This is a genomic window from Nostoc sp. LEGE 12447, assembly GCF_015206985.1.
Classification (GTDB): domain Bacteria; phylum Cyanobacteriota; class Cyanobacteriia; order Cyanobacteriales; family Nostocaceae; genus Nostoc.
Genome location: NZ_JADEXT010000037.1, coordinates 60604 through 81102 on the forward strand (window position 1 = coordinate 60604; position 20499 = coordinate 81102).

The 20499-nt window shown below is 42.3% G+C and carries 16 protein-coding genes; 14 read left to right on the forward strand and 2 right to left on the reverse strand.

What is annotated here, in order from left to right; translation table 11 throughout:
* Window positions 1–10: 10 nt before the first annotated feature.
* The 14 genes from IQ274_RS27765 to IQ274_RS27830 all read left to right on the forward strand — a co-directional run bounded on the left by IQ274_RS27765 (window position 11) and on the right by IQ274_RS27830 (window position 19710).
* On the forward strand, window positions 11–346 hold the full coding sequence (locus IQ274_RS27765) for a hypothetical protein (RefSeq protein ID WP_190964225.1): 336 nt from the start codon (window positions 11–13) through the stop codon (window positions 344–346).
* 59 nt (window positions 347–405) lie between these two features.
* Complete coding sequence (locus IQ274_RS27770) at window positions 406–3561, forward strand: DUF4157 domain-containing protein (protein WP_190964226.1); 3156 nt, start codon at window positions 406–408, stop codon at window positions 3559–3561.
* 156 nt (window positions 3562–3717) lie between these two features.
* Window positions 3718–5415: a DUF4157 domain-containing protein gene (locus tag IQ274_RS27775; RefSeq protein WP_190964227.1), complete on the forward strand. Its 1698-nt coding sequence runs from the start codon at window positions 3718–3720 to the stop codon at window positions 5413–5415.
* Window positions 5416–5744: 329 nt separating this feature from the next.
* Window positions 5745–6401 carry a hypothetical protein gene (locus IQ274_RS27780; protein WP_190964228.1) on the forward strand — a complete coding sequence of 219 codons (657 nt, stop codon included), beginning with the start codon at window positions 5745–5747 and terminating at the stop codon, window positions 6399–6401.
* Window positions 6402–6414: 13 nt separating this feature from the next.
* Entirely contained in the window at window positions 6415–6795 is a 381-nt protein-coding gene (locus tag IQ274_RS27785; RefSeq protein ID WP_228058402.1) for a LysM peptidoglycan-binding domain-containing protein, read from the forward strand.
* Window positions 6788–7918, forward strand: coding sequence for a hypothetical protein (locus IQ274_RS27790; protein WP_190964230.1), 1131 nt, complete (start codon window positions 6788–6790; stop codon window positions 7916–7918). The genes IQ274_RS27785 and IQ274_RS27790 overlap by 8 nt, the downstream gene beginning before the upstream one ends.
* Window positions 7915–8442 (forward strand): phage baseplate assembly protein V, encoded by a 528-nt coding sequence (locus IQ274_RS27795; RefSeq protein WP_190964231.1) that lies wholly within the window; start codon window positions 7915–7917, stop codon window positions 8440–8442. Before IQ274_RS27790 ends, IQ274_RS27795 begins: the two co-directional genes overlap by 4 nt.
* A gap of 62 nt (window positions 8443–8504) precedes the next feature.
* Window positions 8505–8828 (forward strand): hypothetical protein, encoded by a 324-nt coding sequence (locus tag IQ274_RS27800; RefSeq protein ID WP_190964232.1) that lies wholly within the window; start codon window positions 8505–8507, stop codon window positions 8826–8828.
* A 42-nt stretch (window positions 8829–8870) separates the two neighbouring features.
* Window positions 8871–9233: a GPW/gp25 family protein gene (locus IQ274_RS27805; RefSeq protein ID WP_190964233.1), complete on the forward strand. Its 363-nt coding sequence runs from the start codon at window positions 8871–8873 to the stop codon at window positions 9231–9233.
* A complete protein-coding gene (locus IQ274_RS27810; RefSeq protein ID WP_190964234.1) occupies window positions 9230–11725 on the forward strand; it encodes a putative baseplate assembly protein in 2496 nt (831 codons plus the stop codon). The genes IQ274_RS27805 and IQ274_RS27810 overlap by 4 nt, the downstream gene beginning before the upstream one ends.
* A gap of 46 nt (window positions 11726–11771) precedes the next feature.
* On the forward strand, window positions 11772–15119 hold the full coding sequence (locus IQ274_RS27815) for a putative baseplate assembly protein (protein ID WP_194144104.1): 3348 nt from the start codon (window positions 11772–11774) through the stop codon (window positions 15117–15119).
* Window positions 15120–15149: 30 nt separating this feature from the next.
* Complete coding sequence (locus tag IQ274_RS27820; RefSeq protein WP_194144105.1) at window positions 15150–17288, forward strand: hypothetical protein; 2139 nt, start codon at window positions 15150–15152, stop codon at window positions 17286–17288.
* A 75-nt stretch (window positions 17289–17363) separates the two neighbouring features.
* A complete protein-coding gene (locus IQ274_RS27825) occupies window positions 17364–18806 on the forward strand; it encodes a DUF6519 domain-containing protein (protein WP_190964237.1) in 1443 nt (480 codons plus the stop codon).
* A 19-nt stretch (window positions 18807–18825) separates the two neighbouring features.
* Window positions 18826–19710: a DUF6734 family protein gene (locus IQ274_RS27830; RefSeq protein WP_190964238.1), complete on the forward strand. Its 885-nt coding sequence runs from the start codon at window positions 18826–18828 to the stop codon at window positions 19708–19710.
* Between the two features lie 157 nt (window positions 19711–19867).
* Here the strand turns inward: IQ274_RS27830 and IQ274_RS36800 are convergent, their stop codons facing one another.
* Window positions 19868–20143: a hypothetical protein gene (locus IQ274_RS36800; RefSeq protein WP_228058403.1), complete on the reverse strand. Its 276-nt coding sequence runs from the start codon at window positions 20141–20143 to the stop codon at window positions 19868–19870.
* Between the two features lie 42 nt (window positions 20144–20185).
* A partial coding sequence (locus IQ274_RS36805; protein WP_228058404.1) for a transposase occupies window positions 20186–20499 on the reverse strand: 314 nt, incomplete at its 5' end.

Consider the following 20499-nt stretch of genomic DNA (forward strand, 5'->3'; position numbering starts at 1 on the left):
AGTCAACAAAATGAACGAAACAAACCCCCTTTCCACCCCCACACCCCTACACCCCCACACCCCTACACCCTCAATTAACATCAGCATTGAGCGACTAATTTTAGATGGTATATCTATTCCCCATGCCCAGCGTCCCTTGTTACAAGCGTCTGTAGAAGCGGAATTAGGGCGATTGTTGGCAGTAGGAGGATTGGGGAATGAATGGCGATCGCCAATTGCTGTACCCGGTATTTCCACTCCTACAATACAGTTATCCCCTGATGGCAACCCCACCCAATGGGGACACCAAATCGCTCACGCTGTTTATCAAGGGATTAGCCCAAAGGCTGCAAGCACTGGGAATTGACCCAGACGAGATTTAATTGATTTGTTTGTGCGATCGCTTGGAAAAAAAGGGAGAAATAGATGCTAACTCAAGCCACAAACCAAACTAAAACTACTTCTAGTAGTGTGTTGAATAGCGATCGCTCCGGTATCTTGCAGCGAAAATGTAACTCCTGTGGGCAACATACGATTGCCTCTAGTTCATGTGGTGAGTGTCAGAAAAAGGGACCTTTCCATCAAGAACATATTGCTGATCTATCTGCAATAGAAGAATCTCCCCTTATTGTCAGCGATACTTTGCTTTCAGGTCATGACTTCAGCCGTATACCGATACAGAGTAATCAGACCACATTACTACCCAAAGTAGCCATTAATGAAGTAGGTGATCGCTTTGAACAGGAAGCTGACCAGGTTGCTCAAAAAGTCATGAGTATGCCAACAACTGGTACTTCTTTCCCTGGAACGAACCATGAGTCTAGCTTGCAGCGCAAAGAAGTAGTCGGTGATACCAAGCAGCCTACTAGGACTTTAGTATCCGACCAACCAAGTGTTTCCGAAAGCGAGCAGGAGCTATCTGTTGGCGGAGCAGCACTACCCCCCGGTTTACAAGAGTTTTACGAAATGCGCTTTGGCCGGAACTTTAGTCAGGTTCGCGTACATATTGGAGACGAAGCGATTCAGCACAACGATGCAGTCAATGCTCATGCTTTCACTTTCGGTAATCATATCTGGTTAGGACGTAATATGCGGCTGGAGCCGTCCCTTGTATTAGCCCATGAATTGGCGCATGTGGTTCAGCAAACACAGCCGCCAGCAGCAAGAACACAGGATGAAGAAACTGAATTGGTAGAAGCCGTGGTCGCCCCGCGCCATATCCAGCGTTTTAGTCCTTATTTTGAACCATTTGAATATAACGGCACCAAAACCCATGCGGAAGTCCTACCAGCGATGGGAAAGGAAAGCAGTCTCTTTACTGAAGCACCCGTGCCTAATGCTAACGTATTGGGTGCTGACTACGATAAGACAGGTTATGCCGACTTGTATTCCGCATCCACAACGGTCGGTGTCTACTTCGAGAAATCTGGTGTGCCCAGAAAACTTCCGTCAAAGAAGGGAACGAAAAAGAATGGCGAGAATTTCTCCCATCTTGCAGAAGCGGCACCAAATCTGAGTAACCCTCTACTACATATCGTGGGTCGGGTTGATCAAGCACCCACTGAAATTAAGGTGGGTGATTTAAAGCCATCCCACGGAACGATTGAAGCCTTAGAAGGAACTGGACAAGTTCAGGGATATCTCGGTGGTTTCCAGCTTGCCTACAAAGAAGTCAACGAGCAACTACCAGACAGCCAAAGGCTACCGAATGGTCAAAAGTGGAGAACTTTGAAGATAAAGGATTTTTTAAAGAGTGGCGATGTAAGAATACCCCCCATGTACCAATTCCCTGGTGCAACTGGACAAAAATCGCAGAAATTGATTGTGAAGCACAATGGCAAGAACGAGCTGCCACCAAAGCCAATCATGGGCAAGCTCTTCGTCCATCCAGACCCGAAGAACGATGGCATTTGGAATTATTTCTGGATTCCAGACGCTTCAGTTCCAGCTTCCGCTCTGCCACCGGAAATCGCCAAGCTAAATGGTGATATTCAAAAAAATATCATTGGCCCCTTGCTGGCATCGCCCGTCCAAAAGAAACCGAAAACCCGGAATTTGCCAGCGACTGGAGTTATTAGACCTGGAATCGCTACTGTTCAAAGTAAGCAGCGCATGATTCAGCGTAAGAATGGGACAATGGATTCGTTCGATCTAGAACAGTGGCGCACAAACCACACAAAACTAACTGGCGAGGAAGCAACTCTGGAGAAGCAACCAGCCTTTAAAGAAGCAGAGTTCGCTAGTCAGGTTGCCAAGGCTCAAGATGCAGTCAAGGCTAACACTGGACTGAACTTGCCTGGTGCTTCTGCTACTGCCAAAGAATCATCGAAAACCATTGACAAGGTAAAATTCTGGACTGGAAAAAGCTCTGCTATCTTTGGGCCAATGCGCCAATTTTTTGGCAAGGCGTTTGTTAAAGTTGCTCAGTTTTATCAGAAAGCCCGTGACAAGTTTAGTAATCTTCTGAGGCGGCGATCGTCAAAAAGTCTTGGTGGGAGCGGTATGGCAGGAGCAGCAGTTCGTGCTGCATTTAGAGTCATCAAGGTAGTTGCTGCCTATGTTGTTCGTCAAACAGCGCAACGCCTTTTAGAATCGTTAGAGAAAGGTGTTGTCCAGAAGCTTAAGTCGCTTATTGAAGGCGAAGTGCTTGAAGAATTAGAAGCAAAAGCCAAGGAAGCTGAGAAACTGAAAGAACAGATCGAACTCAAAGTTACCCAAGAAATCGAGGATTTAATCGAAAACACAATTGGTCCGTATCAAGAAATTCTGGATGGCATCCACAAATTTTTGGAAACTTGGAGTGAAATTGCCACGATCATCCGCACAATTGAGTGGGCTATCCGCGTTGCAGAAGTCGCTGAATGCGCGACAGTCATCGGTTGTTTAGCAGTTATTGCTCAAGAAGGGGCCAAACTTGCTTTAACTGAACTTGTGATTAATTCATGCTGGTTTCAAAAGAAAATTATACCGCTAGTTACCAAAACGAATTATGTCAAACAACTGCCAACATCGCTAGCAGCCATTATTGTCAAAAACGTTAAAACTCTGCTACCAGATAATCTCCACGACGTTTTTGCGGATATCAATACATCAGGTATAGAAGCAACTGACAAGGACATCAACTGTGAGGATGCGACAGAGGAGGGAGAATCAACAAGTTCATTAACAGAAGAGAAAGCAGAATTAGCTGAAGCTCTCTTAGATATGATGGATACGTTAGGTAAAGAGCGTTTTCAGGCGTTTGTGGCGCTGATTAAAAAGTACGGAGTTGCGACAAACAAACCGTTGACTGCTGAGTGGATCAGGCAGAGCAAAGCTGCCATTATCAAGACGAATGTGACTGCTGATGAAATGCGCTGGTTTATTGACCACAATCAAGTGTTCGGATCTGATATCGCGAGTGTCGAGGAGTTCCTCAAGCAGGTCAAACAATCCGCAGCAGCAGGAATGGTGCCTCCACCTAAGCCACCATTTAAAAACCAACCCAAGATCGACGTATTCAAAGCACCACCATTTCCACCAGCACAGTCTGACAATCCACCACAGGGTAAAGGTCCGTTCGGCGAGGGAATCCGATTTTAGAGCATCTCCCCAATGTCAGTGCGATCGTTGCTCTTAATCAAGTAGGCATAACTGATATTATCTCTCCCCATTGTGCATCCCTCAATAAACAAGATAGTTTAGGATTTAGGTATTACGTAATGGGCTGTTAATAGGCTCATTGCAGGATTTAAGCTAATGAATAAGCGATCGCCCACCCAAACCCCTCTATCCTTCACCCCAATTTCTACTGCACTGCTACAACGCCAATGTAATCCTTGCGGTCAACGTCAGCTAGGTGAAGCCAAATGTAGTGAATGTGAAGGAAAATCACAAATCCTCCAACGTCGGTCTACTGCACACACTGAAGCTTTAACCGCACCGCCAATTGTCCATCAGGTGTTGGATACCTCTGGTCAAACTTTAGAGCCAGGCACACGTCAGTTCATGGAATCCCGCTTTGGTCAGAATTTTAGTGATGTGCGCGTCCATACCGATAATCAAGCCGCAACTTCCGCTGCATCTGTAAATGCTGCGGCGTATACGGTAGGGAAAAATATTGTCTTTGGTGCTAATCAGTATGCACCGCGAACTACTCCAGGCAAACGGCTCATCGCCCATGAGTTAACCCACGTCATGCAGCAAAGTGCGGGTGTGGCTAGTTTACATAAAAAGGACATAGCCATTTCTCCATCCAGCACCATAGCTGAACAAGAAGCAGACAGCATTGCTCATCAAGTTATGAGTGATTCTCAAGGTAGTCAGGCTATCCATCCTCAACCTGTGGCAATGCAAAGGGAAGAAGCACAAGACGAGAAAGATGAAACTATTTCATCTTCTTCCGGCTTCAAACTTAACAAAGATTTATTAGTCAGAATGCTAGTGATGTGCAATGAGGAGAAGCTCGATCCTGTGAAGTGTGTGGAGATGAGAAAACAACTGCAACCTCCTCCTTCTAAGTTTGGGGTTGGTTCAACACCTCCATTAACTTTCGGAGCATCAGGAAAAACTTCCACTCCCTCATTGTCTGCGATCGATCCTAAACAATTCAAACCAGCAATTCCTGGTTTTAGACAACCAATTTTACCACCCCCAGGATGGCAACCACCTGTACCTCAAGCATCATCACAGCCAGCTAGTGGTAGTAAGTCGTCTGGCTTACCAGACATCAGTTTTATCAAAAAGATCATGGAGCCGGAATTTGATTTGTTGATCGGCAAATTTAAAATTACGATTCCTAAAGGGGCAGAAATGAAATTTGCACCTTTACCCTTGAAAGGTGCTACTAAATTACAAATCAGTGTCAAAGGAGAAATTACAGACCTGAAAGGTTTGTTTGACAAAGATCCGGCAAAACCCCAATCTGGTACGCCTGTAAGTTTTTCTTTAACTGTGGCAATTAATGGTATCCCCAATGTCAAGATTGATGCCACTTCTAGCGTCAACCTAGATAAAAATAATGTCAAGCTGGGGTTAGGAGTAACTGTATTTGATGGTAGTTGTCATTTCAAAGTCCCCTATTCAGCTATTGATAAAATCAATAAAGTTGCCCAAGAATTAAATAAATACTCTGCCTCAGCATCGGCAGATCCAGCTAACCAAAAACCCCAGGTAGCCAATGATTCCCCAGATAAGCCAGCAACAAATCAACCAGCCCAAGATCCAGCAGCATCCAAAGAGCCTCTAGATGTGATTGTAGATGTAGCACCACATATTATTTCTTTATTTGAAGCGATTAAAGAAATTGAAGATGCTAAGAAGAAATGCCAAGAAGGCCCCTCAATCAAGATAGGCCCGTATCTTAACTTGCCTTTTGGTAGTGATCAACTAGGGGCAAAACCTGATGATTCTGCCAGAAAGCCTTTCTGGGGAATTGGCCTTGAAGTCCGATTCTAAGCCGAAAATTACAAATTATGTTCTCACTTTAACTCATGTAACAAAGCTGAAGAAAATTAGTAGAAAAACTGAATTTACGAGTAATTACGGGAAGATATTAGGAAATGCTGTTCTATCCTTCCTAGTTAATACAGAGATTTCTTGTATAACTATTTTGTTAGGAAAACATCTCATCCCTTGTCTCTAGTACACCTCAGTTTCAATAAAGTGATCATTTAAAAGAGGTACAAAGCTGATCAAATAAGCATTCTTTCTTTTGAATTTTTCCCGTCTCGTACTAGCTTCTTGTTATCACATCAGCCTAAATATTCATTCAACAGCCTTTAGCCATGACATCCTTCCCAGGTTCACCCAGGCTACTTAAAGGCGGCATTGTTTTGATTGACCCCTATACCGCAGTAGTGCAAAGAATTATTGCCCTGCAATACAATCCTGATACCCTAAGCCGTACATTGCAGGTGCAGGGTGTAGGAGCAGAAACTGGCGATCGCTCGGAGGCACTCAGGTTAAAAGGGCCACCTGTGGAAACAATTAAGTTAGACGCAGAAATTGATGCCACCGACCACTTAGAATTTCCCAATCTCAATGCCACGACTGCCGAGTTGGGAATTTATCCTCAATTAGCGGCACTAGAAACAATTATTTACCCTTCTAGTCAGCAATTAGAAAATAACAATACCCAAGCCAAATCAGGCAGATTAGAAATTGCGCCAATGGAATCGGCTCTCACCTTATTTGTGTGGAGTAAAAATCGCGTTTTACCTGTGCGGTTAACAGAATTTAGCATTACAGAAGAAGCGTTTGATAAAGCCTTAAATCCCATTCGCGCCAAGGTGAGTTTAGGGATGCGAGTTTTAAGTGTCAATGACTTAGGCTTTGATCATAAAGGCGGCAATTTATTTATGGTTTATCACCGCCAAAAAGAGCAACTCACACAACTAAATAAAGCTGGAAGTTTCGGAGTATTGGGGATTGGGGGAATTTAGGGACTGGGAACTAATGACTATGATTGATCAGACACAATTAGGGATTCAGGGGATGATGCAGGCAATCGCTTTAAAGGCGAGTTTGTTTCCTCCTAATAGTCGTTACTCTGGGATAGAAACTACCACTATGGAAACCGCCACAGGTAAAACGGTGATTTATTTACGGCGGCGATTTGTACCCCATCCAGAGAAATTTGCCTTACTACAAGAACATACAGTTACAGAAGGCGATCGCTTAGATAATATCACCGCCCAATACCTCGGCGATCCTGAACAATTTTGGCGGATATGTGATGCTAATCGTGCCATGCATCCCGATAAGTTAACCGCCACCATCGGCCGTAAGCTGAAAATTACCCTACCAGAAGGCATCCCAGGAATTCCCAATGCTTAAAGGTATCAACCTGACACTCATGGTTGGCCCCGTTGTGCCTATACCCGTCTCCCAGGACGTAATTGAGGCATTAACCAGCATTACAGTAACTAACAGTTCTTTAGAAAAAAGTGGTTTTCAATTAACTTTCAGCCTGAGTAATCGTTCCCCTTTACAAACCCTATTCCTTCTATCTGGCGGTAGTATCTTCCCCATTATCCGGGTAATTATTATCGTCACCATCAATGGTATTCCGAATGTCCTGATGGATGGCATGATTACCAATCATCAAATTACCCCTGGCACTGAAACCAGCTACTCCACCCTAACGGTGACTGGAGAAGACTTAACGGTAATTATGGACAAACAAGATTTTAGCGGTTTTCCCTTTCCTGCTACCCCAGCCGAGGGGAGAGTGGCTTTATTAGTCGCTAAATACGCATTTTTGGGTATTGTCCCTCTAATTATTCCCAGTGTCTTAATTGATGTTCCTATTCCTACCAACTCTATTCCGGCACAACAAGGAACAGATTTAAGTTACATCAAAGAATTAGCAGACAGAGTAGGCTACACATTCTACATTGAACCAGGTCCAATCCCAGGGGCGAATATTGCTTATTGGGGGCCGCAAATCAAAGTTGGTGTCCCGCAATCAGCCCTCAACATTAATATGGATGCTTTTACTAATGTGGAGTCTTTGAATTTCACTTTTGACAATAATTTAAATGCTATTCCCACTGTTTATATTTACAACGAAATTACCAAGGTGGTGATTCCTATTCCCATTCCCCCCATTACCCCCCTTAACCCGCCTTTAGGCTTAATTCCACCAATTCCCACTCGCTTAGAACCCATCAGTGATAACCTTTCTAAGCGTTCCATTCCCCAAGCTATCATGATGGGCTTGGCGAAGGCTTCTCAATTAGCAGAAGCTGTGACAGGGGAAGGAAATTTGGATGTATTGCGCTATGGACGGATTTTAAAAGCGCGGCAATTAGTAGGTGTGCGTGGTGCTGGGTTAGCCTTTGACGGACTGCATTACGTAACTAGCGTCACTCATAACATCAAACGGGGAGAGTATAAACAAAGTTTCAAACTCAGTCGTAATGGTTTGATTTCAACACTTCCGGTAGTAGTCCCATGACGCAAGCAACCAAATACTACGGTAAATACCGAGGCACAGTCGTTAATAATATTGACCCAGAGCAACGGGGAAGAATACAGGCGTTAATTCCTGATGTCTTGGGTTTAGTGCCTTCTAACTGGGCAATGCCTTGTGTACCTATTGCCGGGAAACAGGAAGGTGTATTTATTGTTCCTCAAATTGGCGCGGCGGTGTGGATGGAGTTTGAACAAGGTGAATCAGAATATCCGATTTGGGTAGGCGGGTTTTGGGGAATTGCAGCAGAAGTACCAGCTTTAGCTTTAGCACCACCTCCTATCCCTCCAGGGCAGAATATTGTGATTCAGACGACTTTGCAGAATGCGGTGATTATTAGTGATGCTGCACCGACTCCATTAACTGGAGGTATCGTGTTGAAAAGTTCTACGGGGGCAATGATTGTGGTGAATGATAGCGGAATTTATATTCAAAATGGCAAGGGGGCGAGTTTAATTATGGCGGGACCGACGGTAACTATTAATAATGGGGCGTTGGTGATTACTTAGAAGGGGATTAGGGATTAGGGATTAGGGAGAAGTTTTTTAAATTTTGAATTTTGAATTAAATTATGCCAGGACCTTTATTACATTTTGGTGCAACTATACTCTGTTCTCATGCGGGACAGGCACAACCAACGACTGTCTATCCGCGAGTCTTGGTAAGCGGACAACCGACAGTCCTACAAACGACACCTTATGTTGTGGCTGGTTGTACTTTACCACCACCACCCGTCGCTAATGGCCCTTGTGTGACGGCGCAATGGGTAACGGGGACAACAAGAGTATTTGCGAATGGTGTACCTTTATTAGTTCTGAGTAGTCAAGCCATTTGCGCCCCTACAGCGACACCCTTAATTCCCTCAATTGCCCAAACGCGAGTGATAGCAATGTGAATGCAAAAACAGCAAATAACTAATGACTAATGACTAATAACTATGAATATAGATTTTCCTTTTCACTTTAATAATTTAGGGTTGACTGCTACCACCGATGATGATGATCATATCCGAGACATGATTGAACAATTACTGTTTACTAATCCTGGTGAGAGAGTGAACCGTCCTGATTTTGGTAGTGGGTTACTGCAATTGGTGTTTGCGCCTAATAGTCCAGAGTTGGCGGCGACTTTGCAATTTACGATGCAAGCAGCTTTGCAACGCTGGTTAGTTGATTTGATTGATGTGCAAGCTTTAGAAGTGATTAGCGAAGATTCAAAATTGCAAGTATTTGTGCAGTATTTAGTTAAACGCAGTGGAGAACAGCGCACGGAAACTTTTATCCAAAATAGTGGGTTATGAATGAATTGATCCTGACTTGTCAAGATGAACAACGTCGTCACGAAGTGCGTAGACGGCATTTGAATGGTTTGGATTATTTAGAAGTCAGCGATGATCAATTATATTTATGTGTGCATTTTGTGGGAGAAATTCCTCAAAATATTACTGCAAAAAATATTCAAATTATCGGCGGTGAACGTATCCAAAATATTCAAGTAACTGGTATTGAGTTGGAAATTCAAGAAGACCAGACTCTTGATAGTTGCTTGCGGGTTTATGTGAATAAGTTTGGTGATTTTTCTAATTATATTTTACGTTTGGTGGGGTTAAAAGGAATTGACCATCGTTATGCTGAGTTACACTTTAATTTTAAGGTAGGTTGCCCTAGTGATTTAGACTGTCAAACTGAGCATATTTGTACTGAAGAAGAAGGTCTAGAACCAGAAATTAATTATTTAGCTAAAGATTATGCTAGTTTCCGGCAGTTAATTTTAGACCGACTGGCTTTGATTATGCCTGATTGGAAAGAACGTCATGTTCCCGATTTAGGTATAACTTTAGTTGAACTTTTAGCTTATGTTGGTGATTATTTAAGTTACTATCAAGATGCTGTAGCAACGGAAGCTTATTTGGACACTTCCCGGTTGCGAATTTCTGCCCGTCGTCATGGCCGGTTGGTAGATTATGCTATCCATGAAGGGTGTAATGCTAGAACTTGGGTATGGTTAGAAACTGGTGGTGATGTTACAGTTAATTTGATTGAGATTTATTTTATTACTAAATACGTTAATTCACCTATTGGGGGTACAGTTTTAAAAACTGACGATTTACGGAATATTCCGAGTCAAAGTTATGAAGTATTTAAGCCGATTAGTCAGGAACAAGAAGAGAGGATATTTTATCAATTTCATAATACTATTCATTTCTATACTTGGGGCGATCGCCAGTGTTGTATACCCAAAGGTGCAACTAGTGCCACTCTCTTAGATGCTTACAAAGATGTATCAACTCGGCAGTTATATCTCAAAGTAGGCGATATCCTGATTTTTGAGGAAATCAAGGGGGCAAAAACTGGCAACATAGCAGATGCAGATATCACCCGTCGTCATGCTGTGCGTTTAACGGAAGTTAGACAAGATGTTGATCATGTTTATCTACAAGCTTTAGAAGGTGTTGAGCAAGAATTACCTACACCTGTAGTAGAAATTAGCTGGGCGATAGAAGATGCACTGCCTTTTGCTTTGTGTATTTCGGCAATTGGACAAGCACCAGAGTGTCAATTAATTGAAAATATTAGTGTGGTGCATGGTAATGTAATTTTGGTGGATCATGGGCGATCGCTGACTCAAGACCTAGGCCCAGTAGAAACAAAACAAGTGATCGCTATTTGTGAAAGTGAAGGTCAAATTCAAGATACTATCACCGTTTCCGCCCCATTTACCCCCACTCTTAAATACACGCCTTTAACTTTTTGCCAACCTCTTACCGCCACCGAATTAAAAGAAAAACCAGCATCTCAAATACTCACTCAAAACCCCCGTCAAGCTTTACCAGACATTAGTTTAAAGAGTGACAATCACATAACTTGGACACCGCAAGCCGACTTACTCGCCAGCTATAACCAAGACAAGTATTTCGTCGTCGAAATTGATAATGACGGTAACGCACATCTGCGCTTTGGAAATGGGGAATTCGGAAAGATACCCACAGCCGGGAGTCAATTCCAGGCGACTTATCGTGTGGGTAATGGCATTGCAGGTAATATCGGTGCAGACACTATAGCTTACGCCGTTTCCTCAACTAGCCTTGGTGTCTCCCTCATTCCCCATAACCCCTTACCAGCAAGGGGAGGGACACCGCCAGAACCTTTATCGGAAGTGAAACTATTTGCTCCCCATACCTTCCGTAAAGAATTACAACGGGCAATTACTCCCCAAGATTATGCAGATATCGTCATACGTGACTTTGGCGATACAGTGCAGAAAGCAACTGCTATCCTTCGTCGAACGGTTAGTTGGGATGAAATGTTAGTGGTAATTGATCCTTTACAGAACGCAAATCAGCCAGACTTATTATCAGCCATTGCTGACCATTTGCACCGTTACCGCCGCATCGGTCATGATGTCGTCGTTAAATTAGCTATTCACGTCCCCTTAGATATTGCCATGACAGTATGCGTCAAACCCAATTATCTCAGAGGACAAGTCAAAGCTGCCTTACTCAACACCCTTAGTAACCGTCTTCTTCCTAACGGTAAACGCGGTTTTTTCCATCCCGATAACTTAACCTTCGGTACTAGCATCACCTTAAGCAAATTAGTCGCCGCAGGTATAGTAGTACCAGGAGTAGAAAACCTCATTATCACTCGCCTCCAACGCCTAGACACAGGCAAAAACGGTGAACTAGAACAAGGCTTCCTCTCCTTCACTCCCTTAGAAATTCCCCAACTAGATAACAACCCCAACTTCCCCGAACAAGGCAAGCTCATCTTAGATATGCGAGGAGGAAGATGAAATAAATGAAGTCGGAAGTCAACAGTCAACAATCAACACTCCCACAATGAACAACGAAAATTGCGGATGTTGCCAAGGAATCGAAAACCTCACCCCAGTTAACACCGCCAACCGCCCAGGCTTAAACAATTTATTCTACCGCGTCGGCACTCATGCCACATTCTTAGCGGCGATGAAAGCGCAGTTAAGTAGTAGTGAACTAGCCGCACTAGCCAACCTGAAAACTCGTAATGCTAATGATCCAGCGATCGCAATTCTGGATGCTTGGGCTACAGTAGCAGATGTCCTCACTTTTTATCAAGAGCGCATTGCCAATGAAGGATATTTACGCACCGCTACCGAAAGGCGATCGCTCTTAGAATTAGCAAGGTTGGTAGGATATAATTTACGCCCTGGTGTCGCTGCTACTGTCTATCCGGCTTTTACTTTAGAAACAGGCTACAACCAAGACACAGAAATTCTCATCGGTACGAAAATTCAAAGTGTCCCCAACCCCGGCGAAATGCCACAATCTTTCGAGACAGTCGAAAAAATTAACGCCCGTGCTGACTGGAATTCTTTACATCCGCGCCTGACTCGTCCTCATTATATTACGCTAAGAAACATTGAAGCTCAAGATACAATATATTTACAGGGTATTAGCACTAATTTAAAAGCTAATGACCCAATATTATTTATTTTTGGTAATAGTGAAGGGCAACAAATTTGGCGAAAAATTCTCACAGTAGCAGCAGAAAGTGATAAAAATCGCACTTTAGTTAAATTTCAACCTAAATTTCCTCAACAAGAGGCTGTTACGAAAGAAAGTTTAGCAATTCCCAGTAACTTATCTGGAGTAGAAAAATTAAATTTCGCTAATAAAGATTTATTGCAAAATCTCCTCAAGCCTGCTTCAGTTCCCCCAGCGAATGCTTCAGCACTACGGCGAGATACTCAAACAACTTATGCTAGTGATTCTGATATAGCACCACAACTCATCACCAATTTAAAAACCAAACTTAGAGATACTTTTTATGCAGCGTGGCAAAATACACCTATTACGAATACTTCATCATTGCAAAGTTTAGCAGCTTTGCGAGTCAAGGCATCCCTTTTTGGACATAATGCCCCCTTAAAACCAATTTATGACCGAGAAGGAAGAATTTTTGGTTATGAAGAATGGGCGATCGCAGGTTTAAGAAAAATTATAGTTGCTATATCTATTAGTAGTAATAGTAATCCGCGACAAATTTTCGTATCTTTAGAGGAAGATACCAATACCTACAGTGTTATAGAAGCATTAACTGACTCAGTATTTCCCAAAAACTTTGATTTCGGCGGCAAAAACGTTTCAATAAATTATACTCCGTTTCAACAAACTGTGAATGGTGGAGGCAATATACCACATACTATTACTGTTACATTTCAAGATGGTGAGAGTATTAGAAGCATTAGTCAGCCTAATAATATTAGCTGGGGTGTGCAAACAAATAATGATGATACAGTTATTATTAACCCCAATCAAACCAGACAATACGCTAGCAAGAATCCTCCAGGTAAAGTAAGAGTATCTTTTAATAGTGAATTTTCTACGCCATCAGCTATTTCTAGTATTTCCTTATCCACCAGAGAACCAATATTAACAATTGAGTATGAATTACCTACGCCAGTAGACAGAAATATTATCGCTTTAGATGCTCAATATGACCAAATATTACCTGAAAGTTGGATAGCGATCGAACGTCCTGAATCAGTTATGTTTAGGCAGGTAGAAAAAGTTGCAACTATCTCCAAAGTAGCCTACAATCTCTCAGCTAAAGTAACACAATTGACACTCAAACAAAATTGGCTAGGAGCAAATGAAAGAACTTTAGATGTCTTACGTAACACCACAGTTTACGCTCAAACTGAAAAATTACCCCTAGCAGATGAAGTAATTAACCCGAAAATAGAACTGGTTGCAGGTAATGAAATCGAACTAGCTAAACTCTACGATGGTTTACAACCAGGACGTTGGTTAATTATCTCCGGTGAACGTACTGATTTAGATGCAACAACAGGGATAAAAGCCAGTGAACTAGTCATGTTATCTGCTGTCTATCAACGAGTAGCTACTGTCTTCGATGAAGATGAGGAAGAGACGAAAGAATTACCAGGAGATAAAATTCACACCTTTATCCAACTAGCTAAACCCCTGAATTATCAATATAAACGGGATACAGTCACCATTTATGCCAATGTCGCCAAAGCTACCCACGGTGAAACGCGTTCCGAAATTCTCGGTAGTGGCGATGCGAGTAAATCCTTCCAACAATTCCCCTTACGCCAACCACCTCTGACTTATCTCGCCGCACCCACCCCGGTAGGTGCTAAGACTACCTTAGAAATCCGAGTCAATGACGTACTTTGGAGTGAAACCGACAGTCTCACTGGACTCAAATCCACGGAACGCGTCTACACTCTCAAAACCGATGACAACTATCAAACCACAGTCATCTTTGGAAATGGGGAAAGCGGTTCACTGTTACCGACAGGGAGAGAAAATGTGAAAGCTATGTACCGTAATGGTATCGGTAAAGTCGGGAACCTCAAAGCCGAACAAATTAACTTATTAGTCTCCCGTCCCCTCGGACTCAAAGGCGTGATAAATCCGCTACCAGCCACTGGAGGAGCAGATAGAGAAAGCACCAATCAAGTGCGTCAGAATGCACCCTTAACCGTAATGTCACTAGATCGGTTAGTATCAATAATTGACTATGCCGACTTTGCACGTACCTTTGCCGGAATTGGGAAAGCTAGTGCAACGCAACTATCAGATGGAAATCGCCAAGTCGTGCATATAACTATTGCAGGTGCAGAAGATATTCCCATTGATAAATCATCAGATTTGTATCGTAATTTATATCAAGCCCTGCGACAATTAGGCGACCCCTACCAACCAATTCAATTAGAAACGAGAGAACTATTGGCATTAATTATGATTGCCAAAGTCAAAATCTTACCAGAATATCAATGGCAATTTGTAGAGCCAAAAATTAGACAGCATCTACTATCAACTTTTAGCTTTGAACGTCGAGAATTAGGTCAAGATGTCACCCTTAGCGAAGTAATTAGTACCATCCAGCAAGTTCCAGGAGTGGATTTTGTGGATGTGGATGTTTTAGATACAGTATCAGAAACAGAAGCAGTCAACCCAGATTTATTAATTAAAAAACTAGAAGCCATAAAATTAGGAAAAATTGCTTCAGATGATAATGATGGCATCAAATTCCAACCCAGCCCCAGAATCACAGTCAACTTAGCCAGGAGAGAAAAATCCCAAAATCGCTTTTTACCAGAAAAACTAATTCAACCTGCCCAACTAGCAATTATCCTGCCAACAGAACCCAGAACCCTAATCCTCAACCCCTTGTAAACCCTGTGCGCCCCTTGGCGTTAAAAACTTATGTTATCCAATCATCTATATAATCTACTACCAGTAATTTATCGCCAAAGGGATGCCGAACAAGGCTATCCCTTGCGAGACTTATTGCAAGCGATCGCCCAACAAGCAAATATAGTAGAAGCAGATATCACCCAACTTTACGAAAACTGGTTTATCGAAACCTGCGAAGATTGGGTTGTACCATACATCGCTGATTTAATTGGTTATCGTCCCGTCAACGAAACAGGAGACATCACCACCCCCCAAGGACAACAACGCAACAAAATCTTAATTCCCCGCCGCGAAGTCGCCAATACCATCCGCTATCGTCGCCGCAAAGGTACACTCGCCCTTTTAGAATTATTAGCCAACGATGTCGCCGGTTGGCCAGCCAGAGCCGTAGAATTCTATAAACTTCTGGCTTGGACACAACATTTAAATCATCTCCGTCCCACCCAAGGAAAAACCGTAGACTTACGCCAAAGTAACGCCCTAGAACTCTTAGACTCACCCTTTGATACAATTGCCCACACCGTCGATATCCGTCCAGGAGGTTACAACCTCCCCCATGTCGGAGTATTTATTTGGCGGTTAAAAACCTATTCCGTCACCAAAACCCCCGCCTACTGTGTAGAAGAAATCAGTCCCAACTGCTACACCTTCAGCGTTTTGGGAAACGACACCCAACTTTACAACAAACCCCAACCAGAAACAGAACCAACCCACATCGCCCAAGAAATTAACCTCCCTGGACCTATCCGTCGCCTAGCTTTAAAACTAAATACAAGTCTCTACTACGGCAAAAATCAAAGTCTACAAATCTTCCTCAGCCCAGGACAACAACCCATAGATATCAAGCAAATAGCACTGACAGATTTAAGTGATTGGCAGTATCGGCCAGCACTAGATACAGTAGCAGTAGACCCCGTACTCGGTCGAATTGTCTTTCCAGCCCGTCAGCTACCCAAAGGCGGGGTGTGGGTAAGTTACCATTACGCCTTTAGTACTGACATTGGTGGTGGTGAATACAACAGGACACTATTTCACCCAATGACTTACCGCGTCGGGAAAGCTGAACAATTAAAAACCATTAACGATGCTATCAACCAATGGCGAACAGAGATAGAAACCCATCCCCATGCAGTCATTGAAATTGCTGATAGTGGTGTCTACACAGAACCATTCAACATATCTCTCGAAGCCAACCACAGCCTACAAATTCGCGCCGCTAACTACTATCGCCCCATCATTCGTCTTTTAGACTATCAAGCCGAAACTACCGATGCTTTAAATATTAGTGTTCAAGCAGGTAGTCGCTTTACCTTAGACGGTCTATTAATTTTCGGACGAGGAGTGCGTATACAGCAAGATATGGAATATTTTCCCGTACCTGGACTTGAGAATAAAGCCCAAACTCCCAACGAGGTTAGCAATTTTTTGCCAGTCAAAATCACCATTCGTCACTGTACCCTAGTTCCTGGTTGGGCATTACACTGCGACTGTGAACCCAAACGTCCGGCAGAACCAAGCTTAGAGTTATTCAACCTCAAAGGACAAGTCGAAATTACACACAGTATCGTCGGTTCAATTCAAGTCAACCAAGATGAAGTGCAGACTGAACCTGTAAATATTTACATCCGCGATAGCATTCTTGATGCTACGAGTATAGAACAAGAAGCTATAGGCGCACCTGGTTATTCTTTTGCCCACGCCCGCTTAACTATCCAGCGTTGCACCGTCTTCGGTCAAATTTTAGTGCATAACATTGCGCTAGCTGAAAATAGCATCTTTGATGGTTTAATCACCGTAGCACGTCGCCAAAAGGGTTGTATGCGTTTTTGTTATGTCACCCCGAATTCTCGCACACCCCGCCGCTATAACTGTCAGCCAGACTTAGTAGCACAAGTTGCCACCGATGACATAAAGCAGGTAGAGATAAATCGAGTCCATCCCCAATTTAACAGCACCCGTTATGGCAACCCCAGATATTGCCAACTAGCTAAATCTTGTGCAGTAGAAATTAAACGCGGCGCAGATGATGAGTCAGAAATGGGCGTTTTTCATCACCTCTACCAACCCCAACGCGAAGCCAACCTCCGCACCCGCCTAGACGAATATACCCCAGCCAATATGTCAACAGAAATTATTTTTGTGAATTAGTCATTAGTTTTTCTCCCTCACTTCCTCTGTTTTCCCAATCCCCAGTCCTCAATTTCTTTTTATTAAGGTAAATTTATGCCAAATCAATTTAGACAAGGTGAATTTAAAGGTGATTTTACCCGTGATACTTTTGACCCGAAGCAAAACTTTCTCCGGGTTCTCATGCAGCAGGGACGAGTCCAAATTGATGCTGACTGGAATGAACAAATTTCAATTCTTTTACACTATTTACAAACTTTAGCTACAGATATCATTGGACCTCATGGCGGGCCAATTAATGCAGGTTTTAAAATCTTGGTGAATGATGATTTAAATAATGCAGAAATTCGGAAAAATCTTGGTGATTTTCAAATTAGTCAAGGACATTATTATGTCAATGGAATTCTTTGTGAAAACCATGAAATTATTTCTTATTTAAAACAAAACAACTATCCTCTAATTAACACTACAAAAGATAAACCATCTATCCCTTTTTTAGTTTACCTTGATGTTTGGGAACGACATATTACCTATATTGAAAATCCAAAAATTAGAGAAGTAGCTTTAGGTGGCGTAGATACAGGAACACGCTCTCAAGTTATTTGGCAAGTCAAAACACAGCGGTTAGAAAATAATGTTACAACACGCTCTCAAATAGAATGGGATAAATTAGTCAATACATGGCAACCTGAAAATCGAGGTTTACTACAAGCCCAAGCTAAAATTGAACGCGAACAAACAGAAGCTTGCTTAATTAAGCCTGATGCTGCATATCGTGGTGAAGAAAACCAACTTTATCGCGTCGAAATTCACACCGATACAGCAGGAGAAGTTACATTTAAATGGTCTAGAGAAAATGCTTCTGTGATATTTCCCATAGAGGAGATAACTTTAGACAGTTCTAAAGATACAGAAAATACTACTGTAACAATTAAACTCCAACAATGGTGGCAAGATGACCGTTTTGGTTTAGCAGAAAATGACTGGGTAGAATTGGTAGATGATGACTATGTTTTACATCAATGGTTTGAACCATTATGGCAAGTTACAGTAGTTAACTTTACTGATTTACAACTAACTTTAAAATCTCAGCAAGCACCTAGTCGTCCTATCGGATTATCTACCAAGAAATACCCATTTTTACGTCGTTGGGAGCAACAAAAAAGAAATGATGTAGAACTAAAAAATGGTGCTATAGCTATTACTGAAGCCCAAGAATGGTTCACGTTAGAAAAGGGTGTACAAATTAAGTTTCCAGATTTTCAAAACCATTCATTTCGCACAGGTGACTACTGGTTGATTCCAGCGCGAACTGCTACGGGTGATGTGGAATGGCCAAGCGATAATGATGGAAAACCTCAAAAATTGCCTCCTCATGGTGTATATCATTCTTATGCACCTCTAGCATTATTTACTAATTCTTTTCCTTATTTATATGATTGTCGTCGTCAGTTTTATACCCTGTCGCGCAACTATGAATATTTAGCTGCATCGTGGGGTATTGGGGCTAATTTAATTGAGGATAATGACTATTTGTAAAATGTAAAATTGAAATGAGATGAAAGCAGTTTGGTCTTTTTGGACAAAGCCTTTACAAGCTAATCAGCGTAGAATTTGGCTGAGTGAAAAATATCACTTATTAGCGTGGATTTTATCACTAGAAACTGCCAAAAAACACTTTGAAAAAACAGCTTTATTTACTGATACTCAAGGTGCAAGACAACTTGTAGATGAGTTGGGTTTAGAGTTTGATGAAGTGTATCTAGAATTAGATGCTCTCCAAGACCATGACCCCAAATGGTGGGCATTAGGTAAAGTATACACTTACCGCGCTCAAACAGAACCATTTATTCACATTGATAATGATGTTTTTCTCTGGCAGAATTTACCCGCAGAAATAATTTCTGCACCCCTGTTAGCCCAAAATCCAGAATATTTTTTGGTGGGAAATTCTTGGTATGATCCTGAAGGTATAGAAGCAGCTATTCATAGTGTGAATGGATGGCTACCTGATGAGTGGCAATGGCAGCGATCGCGTGGTTCACTACAAGTTGCCTATAATTGTGGTATCTTTGGCGGTAATGCTGTCGATTTTATTAGCTATTACGCAGATTTAGCCATCAAATTTGTCGAACATCCCGCTAATCAACGTGCTTGGAATTTGCTTACTCATAGCACAGAACGCAATGTTTTATTTGAGCAATATATTCTGGGTTGTTGTCTGGAATATTGTCGTTATTATCCCCATACACCATATCAAAACATTGATATTAAGTATTTATTTCCGTCTTTGGATGAAGCTTTTGTACCTGAAAATGCTACCAGATTAGGCTTTACGCATTTAATTGCCGATGCTAAACGCAACCCTACAATTAGTGCAAGTTTAGAAAAGCGCGTCCAAAGGGATTACCCTGAACATTACAGCATAATTCAAAGGCTTTGAAACTAAATCTGCTGATACTACGAAAAATTTTGGTCTTCACAGACAGCCAACAAAAGTGGCAGACATCGGCAGTATTCAACAGAGTTTAGTGGAGCATTTCTCTGACATCAAAGACCCAAGAGTGAATGGCACTAAGAAAAGCCGAAACACTTGCGGTTTAAGCAGTTTGCAATTGTTTACGTAATTCATGCCGGGGTTTGGTCATCAAGGGGTAAATTTTGGGGCGACGTTTACGAACTCGTGGTTCACTACGACCTGGGCGTTCTGGAACAGCCTTATGAGCAATAACTTTTAGTAAAGTGCGATAAATTTGGAGGCGTTTTTGAGAAGTTGCTGCTAATAATTTGGGAATAAAGTTAATTAAATGGTGGCGAGTACCTTGTAAGGATAGGCGTAATGGAGGAGTACTGTAAATAGTCCCAGCCGACCACATTAAGCTCCGAAGTAAATTGTAAGCCAGTAAATAAACATGAATTTATTTGCGGATCATTGAAGGAGTTTTACATCGCAGAATATCCATACCCAAGGTAGTTTTTAGATGTCTCAAATCCAATTCAACATCCCAACGTTTACCGTAAAGTCCAACAATATCCAGAGTAGAATAAGTTGCTCTATCCAAGAGAGTAGTAATTAAACTAACTCGTTGAGTGCGAAAGCCGGGAATAACAATGTAATAGTAAACTTCCCGTACAGTTATGGAAGGAGGTAGAGCATCAAATTCATCTTTGCTCAACCCTTTTGAGCATCTTTTAGGTTTATACCAAGTAACCAACTTGTCACAATCGCCAA

Bases quoted from the DNA above. Each gene is read 5' to 3' on its own strand.
- IQ274_RS27800 (WP_190964232.1), top strand. From the start codon at position 8,505: ATGCCAGGACCTTTATTACATTTTGGTGCAACTATACTCTGTTCTCAT.
- IQ274_RS27780 (WP_190964228.1), top strand. From the start codon at position 5,745: ATGACATCCTTCCCAGGTTCACCCAGGCTACTTAAAGGCGGCATTGTT.
- IQ274_RS27795 (WP_190964231.1), top strand. From the start codon at position 7,915: ATGACGCAAGCAACCAAATACTACGGTAAATACCGAGGCACAGTCGTT.
- IQ274_RS27820 (WP_194144105.1), top strand. From the start codon at position 15,150: ATGTTATCCAATCATCTATATAATCTACTACCAGTAATTTATCGCCAA.
- IQ274_RS36800 (WP_228058403.1), bottom strand. From the start codon at position 20,143: ATGTGGTCGGCTGGGACTATTTACAGTACTCCTCCATTACGCCTATCC.
- IQ274_RS27830 (WP_190964238.1), top strand. From the start codon at position 18,826: ATGAAAGCAGTTTGGTCTTTTTGGACAAAGCCTTTACAAGCTAATCAG.
- IQ274_RS27775 (WP_190964227.1), top strand. From the start codon at position 3,718: ATGAATAAGCGATCGCCCACCCAAACCCCTCTATCCTTCACCCCAATT.
- IQ274_RS27810 (WP_190964234.1), top strand. From the start codon at position 9,230: ATGAATGAATTGATCCTGACTTGTCAAGATGAACAACGTCGTCACGAA.
- IQ274_RS27815 (WP_194144104.1), top strand. From the start codon at position 11,772: ATGAACAACGAAAATTGCGGATGTTGCCAAGGAATCGAAAACCTCACC.
- IQ274_RS27825 (WP_190964237.1), top strand. From the start codon at position 17,364: ATGCCAAATCAATTTAGACAAGGTGAATTTAAAGGTGATTTTACCCGT.
- IQ274_RS27765 (WP_190964225.1), top strand. From the start codon at position 11: ATGAACGAAACAAACCCCCTTTCCACCCCCACACCCCTACACCCCCAC.
- IQ274_RS27770 (WP_190964226.1), top strand. From the start codon at position 406: ATGCTAACTCAAGCCACAAACCAAACTAAAACTACTTCTAGTAGTGTG.
- IQ274_RS27805 (WP_190964233.1), top strand. From the start codon at position 8,871: ATGAATATAGATTTTCCTTTTCACTTTAATAATTTAGGGTTGACTGCT.
- IQ274_RS27790 (WP_190964230.1), top strand. From the start codon at position 6,788: ATGCTTAAAGGTATCAACCTGACACTCATGGTTGGCCCCGTTGTGCCT.
- IQ274_RS27785 (WP_228058402.1), top strand. From the start codon at position 6,415: ATGACTATGATTGATCAGACACAATTAGGGATTCAGGGGATGATGCAG.